The 12,737-nt window shown below is 48.4% G+C and carries 9 protein-coding genes; 3 read left to right on the forward strand and 6 right to left on the reverse strand.

The window, feature by feature from the left end:
* Positions 1-29: 29 nt before the first annotated feature.
* The 4 genes from AC5YB3_RS16780 to purT form a co-directional block, all read right to left on the reverse strand.
* Entirely contained in the window at positions 30-2,327 is a 2,298-nt protein-coding gene (locus AC5YB3_RS16780; protein ID WP_494525769.1) for a hypothetical protein, read from the reverse strand.
* Positions 2,317-3,777 carry a DUF3142 domain-containing protein gene (locus tag AC5YB3_RS16785; RefSeq protein WP_494525770.1) on the reverse strand — a complete coding sequence of 487 codons (1,461 nt, stop codon included), beginning with the start codon at positions 3,775-3,777 and terminating at the stop codon, positions 2,317-2,319. Before AC5YB3_RS16785 ends, AC5YB3_RS16780 begins: the two co-directional genes overlap by 11 nt.
* Positions 3,778-3,945: 168 nt before the next feature.
* Positions 3,946-5,670, reverse strand: coding sequence for an RluA family pseudouridine synthase (locus tag AC5YB3_RS16790; RefSeq protein ID WP_494525771.1), 1,725 nt, complete (start codon positions 5,668-5,670; stop codon positions 3,946-3,948).
* A gap of 353 nt (positions 5,671-6,023) precedes the next feature.
* Positions 6,024-7,199 carry a formate-dependent phosphoribosylglycinamide formyltransferase gene (gene purT / locus AC5YB3_RS16795; RefSeq protein WP_494525772.1) on the reverse strand — a complete coding sequence of 392 codons (1,176 nt, stop codon included), beginning with the start codon at positions 7,197-7,199 and terminating at the stop codon, positions 6,024-6,026.
* 266 nt (positions 7,200-7,465) lie between these two features.
* Here purT and AC5YB3_RS16800 point away from each other — a divergent pair, with 266 nt between their 5' ends.
* The 3 genes from AC5YB3_RS16800 (at position 7,466) to AC5YB3_RS16810 (ending at position 10,631) form a co-directional block, all read left to right on the forward strand.
* The gene (locus AC5YB3_RS16800; protein WP_220592210.1) at positions 7,466-7,846 is read left to right on the forward strand and encodes a DUF3302 domain-containing protein; all 381 of its coding nucleotides are present in this window, start codon (positions 7,466-7,468) and stop codon (positions 7,844-7,846) included.
* 1 nt (position 7,847) lies between these two features.
* The gene (locus AC5YB3_RS16805; RefSeq protein WP_106649697.1) at positions 7,848-8,993 is read left to right on the forward strand and encodes an HlyD family secretion protein; all 1,146 of its coding nucleotides are present in this window, start codon (positions 7,848-7,850) and stop codon (positions 8,991-8,993) included.
* Between the two features lie 126 nt (positions 8,994-9,119).
* Complete coding sequence (locus AC5YB3_RS16810) at positions 9,120-10,631, forward strand: AAA family ATPase (RefSeq protein WP_494525773.1); 1,512 nt, start codon at positions 9,120-9,122, stop codon at positions 10,629-10,631.
* Between the two features lie 106 nt (positions 10,632-10,737).
* Here the strand turns inward: AC5YB3_RS16810 and AC5YB3_RS16815 are convergent, their stop codons facing one another.
* Both AC5YB3_RS16815 and cysW read right to left on the reverse strand, forming a co-directional pair.
* Positions 10,738-11,868 carry a sulfate/molybdate ABC transporter ATP-binding protein gene (locus AC5YB3_RS16815; RefSeq protein ID WP_494525774.1) on the reverse strand — a complete coding sequence of 377 codons (1,131 nt, stop codon included), beginning with the start codon at positions 11,866-11,868 and terminating at the stop codon, positions 10,738-10,740.
* Positions 11,865-12,731, reverse strand: a complete 867-nt coding sequence (gene cysW / locus AC5YB3_RS16820; RefSeq protein WP_226059255.1) for a sulfate ABC transporter permease subunit CysW — start codon at positions 12,729-12,731, stop codon at positions 11,865-11,867. Before cysW ends, AC5YB3_RS16815 begins: the two co-directional genes overlap by 4 nt.
* Positions 12,732-12,737: the final 6 nt, after the last annotated feature.

Here is a 12,737-nt window from a genome sequence, read left to right on the forward strand (position 1 = left end):
GGTCAGCTATGCGCCATATCTCTATATATTTAAAGGTTATTTTGTTGTTTTTTAGATCTTCTACGCATCCACCACACACCCAATAAGCCCATGATTGCTAATACGCCAAATACGACGGGCTTTTTCAGCTTGTGATACAGGGCGTTCCATTCTGCAATTTCATTGGCCAGTGCTCGTTTTACTGCACCGTCAAAATCGGGCGTTTCACACTGCATACCAAAGTTTTCGGCCCAAGGCACAAAGGGGCCGTTGGCGACGTATTTTTTGTAGTAGCGTAGGGCAAGTTCTTGATCTCGATACAATACCCAACCCGTGGCTTGACAGAGTAGCGCGGCATAGGCTTGGCTGTTTTGGGGTACATGATCCGATGCCTTGTTGGCCAGTTCCGCCGCCGTGTAGCGATAATGAAAGCGTTTATCGGGAACGGCTTGGCTGGCGCTGAGCCGCAGCTGTTCTTTTTCGGCCAATTTGCTCGGTTCATTCCAATCGCTTAGATCGAAAACCCCTTGGTAGATAGCGTAATCCGGGGCTAATTCAAACCCTAAGATTTCCATACCTTGGTGGCGGGCAAGTTCGGCCGCCGCCCAATAGGCCTTAGCGCTATCTATGCCTGTTGCACTTTTCGCCGCGTTCAGCTCAGTGCCGTAGGCGAGGGCGCTGGCATTAAGATTAGGATTAGGGAAATAATCAGGCGCTTCGGAAATTGCGCCTTCACGTAATAATCTGCGGCCCAGTAAATAGCGTAAGCGATTGTTAATCGGCTCTATATTATCGTACCAGTCGCTATCTTTAGGATATTCGAAGGCGATAAGCGGCACATGCTCATCGATAAATAACTTAAGTTCAGCCGTGGTGAGCACGCGCTCCGCCACATAGGCGATGTCTTGCCAGTACTCGTCGCCGCTGGCGAGTAAGTGATTGAGCGCATCGACATATTCGCCGCGCTCTAGGGATAACACGCCTTGCTCGGCGCGAATACGACAGTAAGTGGCTGTATCTTCATCGGCATTAATGGCTTGCTGCTGAGTCTCTTTGGCATCAACTGTGGCCAATGTTTCATTAGACTGTTTGGGGAAGTGACGCGCTGCCTGAGCATAGGCCTTGGCCGCTTCTGCTTGATCGCCCTTTTGTAGCAGTAATTTTGCGTTGAGCCACCAAGTGAGGCCGCTGGGTTTCGCTAGCGTCAATAGGCGCTCAGCACTGGCATAATCCCCAAGCTGGTAATAAATCGCGGCTAACTTATCGCCATGGTTGAGTTGTAAACCATCGGTTGGAAACACTTTGAGGATTTCAGCTACCTTTGAGCCCATTTCCGAAAGCTGGCCATCGTAGGCAAATTCATTGGTGCTGCTTTGCCAATAGGCAATCAATAACTGCTGCACGCTTGCCTGTTGCAGTAACGGTTTTAGTTCAGCAATGTCTTTCCCCATCAAGGTGCGGCTTAACATCAATAAGGAATCATAACCGCCGCTATCGCCTTGTACCGATTGGGTGGCGTAGAGCTCAATCGCCTTATTCAGTGCATCAGGGGTAAGCGTCATTTGCAGTTCTGACTCGGTTTCACCTGCACCTTGATTAGTCACTTGCGGGAGCGGCTGGCCTTGGTGCAGCAGAATATAGGCTTGCTCACCCAGGCTCGCTAAGCTCAAACGCAGGGGATCGGCGGCGCCTTGGGTGACTTCGTTTTGCAATTGAGTCAGGTAAGCGTTGGCACGATTAAAGTGCTCAGGATCCGCCGAGGTTTTACTTAAGATAAGCTCAATACGCGACAGCGAATAGAGTGCCCACAGGCTGCGAGATGCGCGTTCGCTTTCTGGTAATTTAATGATTTTGCTAAAATAGTTACTCGCTCTATCATAATCTTTTGCCTCAAACGCCACGGCGCCTAAGGTGTACCAGGTCAGCGCTTGGGGCAGATCCTTATCCAACTTCGCAGCCATTTGTTCGGCCTCGATTGGACCTGTCGCATCCCTTAGTGTGTTCACTAAAATTAAATGGGCTTCACTTAACTCGCTGTTTTCAAAGGCGCGAGTTTGTGACAGATAACGGCTATGCACTTCATCCCACAGATATTCCTGCGCGGCTGGCGCATCTGGATACTGCCAAGGCAAAGGTTTTGCGAGGGCGGTAAGCTGCTGGCTAAAGGAGGTTTGCGGTAAATAGCTGAGATTACTTTGCCTGTCCTGAGTCAATTGCAAAGGGAAATCGGGGCCGCAGGCCAATAGCATTGGCGAAAATAGGCTTAAACAGATAAGTGTGGTCTTTTTAAGCATAAAAGCCCGATTGGATGTTGCCATTGTGGATGATGATTTTGGCTTATGGCGCATAAATTCCCTGTAAATATAATGACTCACAACGTGCCCAGCCTATCACTTTCTGGCCGCCAGGGTTGAGCATGTGTTTTTGAGTGTCTTTGTTTGCTTGCGGCATTGGCATGTTCGTCGCGCTTGGAGATGTGTCAGTCGGCGCCAACGCGGCGGTATTGTCTGCTCGCCACTGCCAGACTAACAGCCCATTTTTTTGTATTACGCGATAGCCATTTTGCGCATCATACCCGCTGCAAGCTTGTCCCGCTAGGGACAAACTCGCGGGAATCTCACCGGCAATATTACCGCGATTAATTAAGCTCAGTTGGAAGAGCTGTGGCTTGAGGATTTCTTGATTTTTAGTCTTATTTTCAGTGGCTAATGTCGTTTGGATGGCGTTATCGCTTGAGATCACTAATTCAATCTTGGCGGCAAGTTCACCTTGCTGTGCCACAGCGATTAAGGTATCGAGTGGCCAAACCCTTTTATCCCCTTCCAGCGGCAGCCTGAACCAGATAATGCCTTTGAGCTTGGCATCAGTGCGGCTTTGCAGTTTGTGCACAAAAGCTTGCAATAATTGCGGGTCGGCCATCAGTTCCTGTACTGCATGGGTGTCATTGAGTTGACCCCGCAGCGGTGTTTCACTCTCCACTTTATAACCTGAAGCTGTGCTGATGACCGCCGAGCCGTAAGCGGGAAGCGCAATAAGATAAGGCACAGTACTGATTTTTGAGAGTTGCTGTAACCATTGCCAACCCTGAGTGGCATCGAATAGTCCGAGGCGAGGGTCGCTCACGCTATGAATTTGCAGCACGAGTTCATCGATATTGGTGAGTAATGCGGGGAAATCGGCGCTATTGAGCCAAGCGGGCAGGGCGGTAATGCTGAGTTTAAGGTCTGCTGGTAACTGCGCTTTAAACTTTTTAAGAAAATCCCGATAGACGGGCAGTTTGCTGCTGGCACTGTCGTGATCGATTTCAACTCCGTCGATGTGCGTGCCTTTTGCCTGCCAATGTGCCAGTACTTGGCTGATTTTATGGATCACTGCTTCATCATTTAAATGCGCGAATTGGCCATCTAAGCGGATCACGGCGACTTTAGGCCTAGGATCTGCCTGAAGCCAAGCATGATTGACCGCGACTTCAAACCAAATATCTGCGCCATTGGGTTTGGGATGTGCTTGCAGCGCTAAAATACGTAATCCTTGGAATGCTCCTTGGCTTTGCACTAATGCCGTTTGATTGGCGGGGCGCCATTGGCGCTGCCAGATATAGACTTCCTGGGTGAGTTGAGCACGAATAGCTGCGGATTCTGAAACGGCTTTTGTTGGGTAATTGGCATTTGGGTTTGCCGTGAGTTCACTCGGTTCCGATACGGGCTGACAGGCGCTCATAAATACGGCGGTGCTCAACAAAACGAATAACAGCCATTGATTTCGGCTAATGTTTTTAACCAGATTGCCTATGCCCATACTACTGCTATCGATTCCGTTTTGAGTGAGGCATTACTATGCCCGAAAAAGCCCGCTTTTACATCGAGGTCAAAAAGCCTGCATCAAATCTTAATCTTCAAGCACAGATATCACCCTAAGCTTGGTTCTTCCTTGGGTGCCTTGCTAATCAATATCAGAACTCAGATCTCAAAAATCAGGATCGACCTGAAAGCGCATCCGCTCACGGGTAACGGGATGCTGAAGCATCAATAAATCCGCATGCAGATGTAGGCGATTGGCGCGAGTGCCGTAGAGGTCGTCACCGACAATCGGTGTATTTAGCCCCTCTGAGTGGGCGCAGTGAACCCTGAGTTGATGGGTTCTGCCTGTTTTTGGATACAGATATACGCGGGCTGTACGTGCCATTTCATCAAGTTGGCTCAATTCCCAATGGGTTTCGGCTGCTTTACCAAACTCGTGGCAAACGAGTTGTCTCGGTCTATCGTCTAAATCACCACGCAAGGGTAAAGAGATGTTACCCGTCGCTTGCTTATTCGCCATTACCGCAGGAATTCCCGCCAAAAGTGCCACATAACGTTTAGTCACAGTGCGCTGGATAAATTGTTTTTGCAGCTGTTTATGGGCATCTTTTGTCAGCGCGATCACCATTAATCCCGAGGTCGACATATCGAGCCTGTGGACGATAAGCGGCCCTGTGGCATAGGGGAAGGTTTGGCGGATACGCGAATACACTGAGTCTTCAATTTCTTTGCCGGGCACGGATAAAAACTCGGCGGGTTTACTCACAATCGCCATCGCATCGTCTTGGTAGAGGATGGCTAAGGTTTTGCCTTCGGCGGGGTTGGTCAGCAGAGGGTTGTCATCAACCACGAGTCCTTCGAGCATATGTCCCAGAATAGGTTGGCATTTTCGCAGGCAGGCGGGATAAAACTGCTTATGCTGGCGGATTTCTGATTTTGGCGGCGCGCCCCACCAAAACTCGGCAATCGCCAATGGTTTAAGGTCATGTTTAAAGGCGTAATGTAACAACTTAGGCGCGGCACATTCGCCCGAGCCTGCGGGCGGGGTTAACTCAACCGTGCCATTAAATATGCCGTTCAGACTCTTTTCTGTGCCTTTAATATTGAGAAAACGATACTGCTCAAACAGCTTTTGCTGCAGCGCCGCCGAGAGCCGCTTACGCTGTTGTCGTAACGCATCGCGCTCATCTGTCAGTTGGCTTAGCGCTTGGCTGATGGTATGAATACGTTCATCCCAATAGCGTTTAATATCTCTTAACTGATTCTTTTCACTGATGCTTTCCTGGCTGAGCTTTGCTTCAGTTATTGCGTTTTCACGCAAGGTCTCATCAGTCGGATTGGCAGCCAATTGGGCTGCGAGTTGATTACGCTGCGCCTTGCGAGATTGGCGGCTATCGATCATCACTTGTCTGTGGGCGTCAAGTTCGGCTTGCGCTTGAGCTTGTTCAGTTTCTAGCTCGGTTGATAGCCTCGGAATGTCGGGATGGTTTTCTACTGCAAACAGCTGCTCGTTAATTTGGTTGATTTGCAGATTTTCGGCGTGGAAAAAATTGTCCTTAGCCAGCATATCAAACACAGGTGGAACAAAGCGTGGCCAATGGTTTTGCTCGGCTAATTTGCCCGAAAATGCAGATAAATAGCCGACTTCACCTTGCGGATTTTGTACCAGCAATACGCCGAACATCTTGCCAATGGCGCCAGTTAACTCACCCGTTAGGCCAAAGTTATGTTGCCAGTCGTGCTGAGTCTCGAGGTGGTGTTGTAATTCGTTGGCTGCAAGCACGCATAATGGATGCGGTTCGTAATAGAAAGGAAAAGTAAAACGTTGCGGCAGGGCATAGGCATCAATGGCTTGTGTGAAAGAGGTAAAGCAAGAAGGCTGAAGCTGCATTGGTTTCTACTACTTTTGGTTTCTATTACTAATGATTTGTTATTGTTTGGTTTTACTTATTTCACGTTTGAATTAAGTCACAGGCTTAACATCCATAGCCTGAAATAAGCGCTAGGGATCTCAGAATAAATCGCCTGAAATAAAGCATCAGACTACAAGGTTTGCTTTGCTTGCAAAGTAAGGCCACAAGACAAGGGCGCTAGTTTACTCTGTCGGTTTGGGTGGGTCACTTTTTATTGGTAAAGGTTCTTGATGTTGTACTGTGTGCATTGAAAAAGGGAAATAGCGTTGAAGCGCATTTCCCTTTGATTTGTAGCTTGTGCTTGAAGCCAATTTTAAGCAGCTAAACCCGCTTAAAAGATGACCTTCACTTTGCTGGCGCTATCGAGTGCTTTGCTGACTGCGCTGTCGATATCGATATCACGGGCAAGCGCGACACCTAAGCGGCGGCGGCCATCGATATCGGGTTTGGCAAATAATCTGAGTTGAGTGTTGACCGCCTCTAATGCAGCGGCAATGCCTTGATAGCGGATATTACTTGAGGTGCCTTCGGCTAAAATCACCGCCGAAGCGCTTGGCCCATGCTGATAGATATTGGGGATTGGCAGACCCAGAATGGCTCTAACATGCAGGGCAAATTCCGATAAATCTTGGCTGATCAGTGTCACTAGGCCTGTGTCATGTGGCCTTGGCGAGACCTCAGAGAAATACACTTCATGGCCTTTAACAAACAGCTCTACGCCAAATAATCCATAACCGCCAATGGCTTCGACGACTTTGCTCGCAATCGCTTGGGATTTTGCTAGGACTTCATCGGACATGGCTTGTGGCTGCCATGACTCACGGTAATCGCCATCTTCTTGTCTGTGGCCAATGGGCGCACAAAAATGAATGCCATTGACTGCGCTAATGGTTAACAGGGTGATTTCATAATCAAAGGGAATAAAACCTTCGACTATCACTCGACCGCCGCCGGCGCGACCACCTTCTTGAGCGTATTGCCATGCTTTATGGCTGAGGGCGATATCGCGAATAACGCTCTGACCTTTGCCCGATGAGCTCATGACTGGCTTAACCACGCAGGGCACGCCTATTTCACTAATCGCTTGATTAAATTTGGTTTCAGTATCACAGAAAAAATACGGAGAAGTCGGTAAACCTAAGGTCTCAGCGGCGAGGCGGCGAATACCTTCTCTGTCCATAGTGAGTTTAGTCGCCCGGGCTGTGGGGATGATATTTACCCCTTCGGCTTCCATGTCCACTAAGGTTTGGGTGGCGATGGCTTCAATCTCTGGGATAACTAAGTGCGGTTTTTCTAACTCGATAACTGCACGCAGGGCGTTGGCATCGAGCATATTGATCACATGGGAGCGATGCGCGACTTGCATGGCGGGGGCGTTGGCGTAACGGTCAACGCCAATCACTTCAACGCCTAAGCGTTGCAGTTCAATGGCCACTTCTTTGCCAAGTTCACCGCAGCCGAGCAACATGGCGCGTCGTGCGCCCTCAGTGTAGGGAGTGCCTATCATGTGTGATTCCTTTATTCGCAGTTGTAGGGATTGCGTCATGGCGCGCAATTTAGCCATGAGTTTAACGCGAACGGTACATTAGAGCATGATGTAAATAAACAAGTGTGCTTTAGATCACTGGGTTTGGTGTTAACACGATTCAATTTGACTTGGCTGGAAGTGATTGTTTTTTGTTGTTCTATAATGTTGTTTAGTTGTTAATTTTAGCCTTAAGATATTCAACTGTGTTTGTTTGATTAGTGATCATGATGATTGAGGGGATTCAAATGTTTTTAGATTACTTTGCGTTAGGGATTTTATTTTTTGTGGTTGTCGTTATTTTTTATGGTGTGATTGCTATCCATGATATTCCATACGAAATTGCCAAGAAGCGTAATCACCCACAGCAAGATGCCCTGCATATTGCGGGGTGGGTGAGTTTATTTACGTTACATGCTATTTGGCCATTTTTATGGATCTGGGCCACCTTATATCGAGAAGATCGTGGCTGGGGATTTGGTACTGTGATGAAACGAGAGCAGGCGTTAGAGGAGGATGTGGGCACTTTACGTCAGACGGTAATAGCGTTACAAGCGAGACTTGAGCAATTAGAACAAGCAAGCGCCGCTGTTGAAGAGCCGAATATTACCAATAAAGTCGAGGTCTAAAATGGATCTATTGTTGATACTGACCTATGCCGCCATCTGTATTGTTATTTTTAAAGTGTTTAAAATCCCGCTGACTAAATGGACTGTGCCTACTGCCGTTTTGGGGGGCGTGGTGCTCATTGGTGCCTTAATACTGCTAATGAACTATAACCATCCTTATTCACGTTTTGCTCGGGAATATTTTGTCACCATTCCTATTACCCCTGCGGTAAAAGGGTTAGTGACTCGTGTTGAAGTGCAGCCAAATACTCCTGTTAAACAAGGAGATGTACTTTTCCGAATTGATCCCATCCCCTTTGAGGCCGTAGTAAAGCGTAAGCGTGCCGCGCTAGTCGCTGCCGAGTTAGAAGTGCCACAGCTCGCCGCCGCATTGGAATCGGCTAAAGCCAATGTTGAGCGAGTCAATGCTGATAAAGACCGTAATAAGTCTGCCTATGAACGCTATGAAAGCGGTCATCGAAAAGGAGGCGCTAATTCTCCCTTTACCGCATTGGAATTGGATAATAAACGCCAACTGTATCTTGCTTCTGAAGCGCAGTTAACTGCCGCTAGATCAGAAGAGTTACGGATGAGGCTTGCCTATGAGTCTAATATTGATGGCGTTAATACTAAAGTGGCTGGCTTGCAGGGAGATTTAGCGAGCGCACTCTATGATTTAGAGCAGACCATAGTACGGGCACCCGCTGATGGTATCGTCACGCAAATGGCACTCCGTCCGGGGGCTATGGCTGTGCCTTTACCATTACGTCCCGTGATGAGCTTTATCCCTGACGAGCAACGTTATTTTGCCGGAGCCTTTTGGCAGAATTCCCTACTGCGCCTGAAAGAAGGCGATGAGGCCGAGATTATTCTCGATGCCGCGCCAGGGAAAGTGTTTAAAGGCAAAGTGGCGAAAGTGCTACCCGCAATGGCTGAAGGTGAGATCCAAATGGGTGGCGTATTAGCGTCCTCTAGTCGCCTGTTTCAAAATGGTCGAGTGGTTGTTCTTATCGATATAGATGACGATGCTATTCGTAAAGAGTTCCCTGCTGGAGTGTCAGGTCAAGTTGCTATTTACACTGAGCACTTTCATCATGTGGCTGTAATGCGTAAGGTATTACTCAGGATGCAAGGGTGGTTGAATTACTTATTTTTTGATGGACATTAGTACCTAAACCGTTAAATCTTGTTTGTTGAGTACTTTGTTCAGTTCTGTGCAAAGGTTGGTATAAAGTCCAGTTCGCTGGACTTTTTTGTGGCAATTTTTAGGTTAGTTAAAAGGGATGTGAAAGACATGCAAGATATTCGCGATTTAACCTCAGTGCTGCGCTCCAATACGCCGATCGTAGTGATTGAAACCTATGAAGAATATCGCGTGGTCGAGTTACTTAAACGGGTCGCCAGTGTGCTTTATCAACCTGTGTTTACTTGGAGCATTACCCAAGGTTTAGCACGGGTCGATAAACCTATGGCGGCGCAAAAGTTTAATAGCGAACCCACAGATTTGCTTGGACAAATTAAATCAACCTCGCAGCAGGGGATTTATGTGCTGTGCGACTTTCATCCCTTTGTGATTGATGCGCCAAAGAATGTCCGTTTACTCAAAGAAATCGCCCTCGAATACGAGACACTGCAACACACATTAGTGCTGGTGAGTCATGCCTTTGATATCCCGCCCGAAATCAAACGTTATTGCGCCTATTTTCAATTAACCTTGCCAAGCACAGTGCAATTGCAAAACCTGATTTACCTTGAGGTCGATAAAATTCGTCACCAAGGCACGCCGTTATTGGTCGATGATACCGCTGTGGTTAAATTGGCAGATAATCTGCGGGGCGTGACCTTAGACGATGCCCGCCGTCTGGTACGCAAAGCCATAGTCGATGATGGCGCTATTACCTTGTCAGATATCGATGCCATCAATAAAGCTAAGTTTCAGTTACTCGACTTAAATGGTGTGCTGCAATTTGAATACGACACCAGTGATTTTTCGCAGGTCGCTGGATTGCATAATCTAAAAAAATGGCTCAAGCAGCGCGCGCCCATAGCGGCAGCTAGCACTATTGATCAAGGCGCCCAGCTGGCTCCAGTTCTGCACGCCAAAGCGCTCGAAGTACCTAAGGGGATTTTACTGCTCGGCGTTCAGGGCAGTGGTAAGAGCCTTGCGGCTAAGGCTGTGGCGGGCGTTTGGCAACGACCTTTGCTCAGGCTCGATATGGCTGCCTTATATAACAAATACATAGGTGAAACCGAGAAGAACCTGCGAAATGCACTGGAGCTCGCCGACATGATGTCGCCCTGCGTGCTTTGGATAGATGAAATTGAAAAAGGCTTAAGCGGCAGTAGCAGCGATGAGGGGACTTCGACGCGGATCCTCGGCACCTTACTCACTTGGATGGCGGAGCGTAAATCTGAAGTGTTTGTGGTGGCGACCGCCAATGACATTCTGGCTCTGCCGCCAGAATTGATGCGAAAGGGCAGGATGGATGAAATCTTCTTTGTCGATTTACCCGACGAAGCCATACGTAAAGCCATCTTCTTAATCCATTGTCAGCGCCGTGGAATCGATGTGGCGAGCTTAGATCTCGCCCAATTATCGGCCCGCAGCCAAGGATTTTCTGGCGCCGAAATCGAACAAGCGGTTATTGCTGCCATGTATACCGCAAGAAGCGTTGAGCGCAGTGTCGATCAAGTGTTACTACTCGAAGAACTCAGTAAAACTCGGCCTTTATCTGTGGTCATGAGCGATAAAATCAATGCGCTACGACAATGGGCCGCAAGCCGAACCGTGAATGCCCATGAGTAAGATTTCTGCTTCATGCCATGAGTGCTAGCTAGATCCGGCTGACAGTTTTAGCGGAATCACTGTCCAGTGATACCGCTAATGCTGCTGATTTCTATCAGAATGAAATTTAGATGTCGAAGGCGAGACTGCCTGGTGGCAGGAATGGCCAGCTTAGACGAGTCGGTGAGCTTTCACCCTGCGCCCCAAAGAAGTAACCGGTTCTTGGGGTGGCGTAAACCATGCTGCCTTTTTGTAACCCGAGCTCATGCAGATTATGGTGGGTGAACTTGGCTTCCCACAGTTCTTTGCTATGCCAGCCGTGTGGGGCTAATTCCACTCTGACTTCGGCGCCAATGGGGGTCATGGCGACAATATCGAACGGCAAATTTGCCTGACTATTAGGCTTGTTTGACAGCGCTAATTCGTGACTGCGTACATAGAGCACACCATCTTGCTGTAATGTTTGTTGTTCTGGAGGCGTCAAAAATGCTTGGCCATTTTCCCAACGTTGTTGTTGCCAACTGGCTTCAAAGACATTGACGTTACCGAGAAAATCAAACACAAAGCGACTATTGGGGTGCGAGTATAACTCAGCTGGCGTATTGATTTGCTCTATATGACCATTGCTCATCACCACCACTCTATCAGAGAGTTCAAGCGCTTCATCTTGATCATGGGTCACAAACACGCTGGTGAATTTCAATTCCTCATGCAGGCTGCGTAGCCAGCGGCGTAGTTCTTTACGCACTTTGGCATCCAAGGCACCAAAGGGTTCGTCGAGTAGCAAGACTTCTGGTTGCGTCGCGAGTGCACGGGCCAAGGCAATTCGCTGTTTTTGTCCACCCGAGAGCTGTTCAGGATAGCGCTGCGCGAGATGGCCTAGTTGTACTATTTCAAGTAGTTGGGTCACGCGTTTACGTATTTCTGCCGCTGAAGGTTTTTGCTTTTTGGACATGACTTCGAGTCCAAAGGCGACGTTATCGGCGACTGTCATGTGGCGAAACAGCGCATAGTTTTGAAACACAAAACCCACGCGTCTTTCGCGCACATGCACTTGCGTGACATCTCGGTCACCGAAATAAATGTTGCCGCTATCCGCTCCCTCGAGCCCAGCAATAATCCGCAATAACGTGGTTTTACCCGAACCAGAAGGCCCCAACAGACCAATCATTTCCCCTTCTTGAATATCAAGATCCAGCGGGGAAAGCGCCTGAAACTTGCCAAATTTCTTGGAAATATTAGTAAGACGAATACTCATAATGGGCTCTGCTCTTTATTGTCATTGGCGGATAAACTGCGTTGTTGTCGCCATTCAACGACGGCCTTTAGCATTAGGGTCACTAGCGCAATCAGGGCGAGTAATGACGCGCTCGCGAAGGCAGCTTCGGCCTGATAATCTTCATACAATAATTGTACATGTAAAGGTAAGGTATTGGTTTCGCCGCGAATGTTGCCAGACACTACAGCAACGGCACCAAATTCGCCCACGGCTCTGGCATTGGTGAGGATCACACCGTAAATCAGTGCCCATTTGATATTAGGGAGCGTTACTCTGCGGAAGAGTTGCCACCATGAGGCGCCAAGGATCACTGCGGCTTCTTCTTCCGATGCGCCCTGTTGTTGCATTAATGGAATGAGTTCTCTGGCAACAAAGGGACAAGTGACAAAAATGGTGACTAACAGTATTCCCGGCCAAGCAAACATGATCTGCAGATCGTGCTCATAGAGCCATTCGCCCAGCCAACCACTGTTGCCATAGAGCAGTAAATAGAGTAAACCTGCGACGACAGGTGATACCGCAAACGGAATATCAATTAGCGTGATTAATAACTTGCGACCTGGGTATTCAAACCGAGTGACACTCCACGCCAGCATAATTCCGAACACTAAATTGATCGGGACAGTGAGCGCCGCAACCATCAGCGTCAAACCAATCGCATGCAGCGAATCTGGCTGACTTAAGTGGCCGATATAACGCTCCCAACCACCAACAAACGCTTGTTGAAAAATACTCACCAGCGGCAATAGCAACAATAGCAAACCTAAGAACACGGCGAGTGTAATCAGGCTCCATTTGATAAGAGGGGCTTCACCGACTCTTAAGGGCTTAAATGAGTTCATGTTTGC

Source organism: Shewanella sp. 1311 (assembly GCF_059338235.1).

Coding starts and splice junctions, on each gene's coding strand:
- AC5YB3_RS16780 (WP_494525769.1), bottom strand. CDS start 2,327: ATGCGCCATAAGCCAAAATCATCATCCACAATGGCAACATCCAATCGG.
- AC5YB3_RS16785 (WP_494525770.1), bottom strand. CDS start 3,777: ATGGGCATAGGCAATCTGGTTAAAAACATTAGCCGAAATCAATGGCTG.
- AC5YB3_RS16790 (WP_494525771.1), bottom strand. CDS start 5,670: ATGCAGCTTCAGCCTTCTTGCTTTACCTCTTTCACACAAGCCATTGAT.
- purT (WP_494525772.1), bottom strand. CDS start 7,199: ATGATAGGCACTCCCTACACTGAGGGCGCACGACGCGCCATGTTGCTC.
- AC5YB3_RS16800 (WP_220592210.1), top strand. CDS start 7,466: ATGTTTTTAGATTACTTTGCGTTAGGGATTTTATTTTTTGTGGTTGTC.
- AC5YB3_RS16805 (WP_106649697.1), top strand. CDS start 7,848: ATGGATCTATTGTTGATACTGACCTATGCCGCCATCTGTATTGTTATT.
- AC5YB3_RS16810 (WP_494525773.1), top strand. CDS start 9,120: ATGCAAGATATTCGCGATTTAACCTCAGTGCTGCGCTCCAATACGCCG.
- AC5YB3_RS16815 (WP_494525774.1), bottom strand. CDS start 11,868: ATGAGTATTCGTCTTACTAATATTTCCAAGAAATTTGGCAAGTTTCAG.
- cysW (WP_226059255.1), bottom strand. CDS start 12,731: ATGAACTCATTTAAGCCCTTAAGAGTCGGTGAAGCCCCTCTTATCAAA.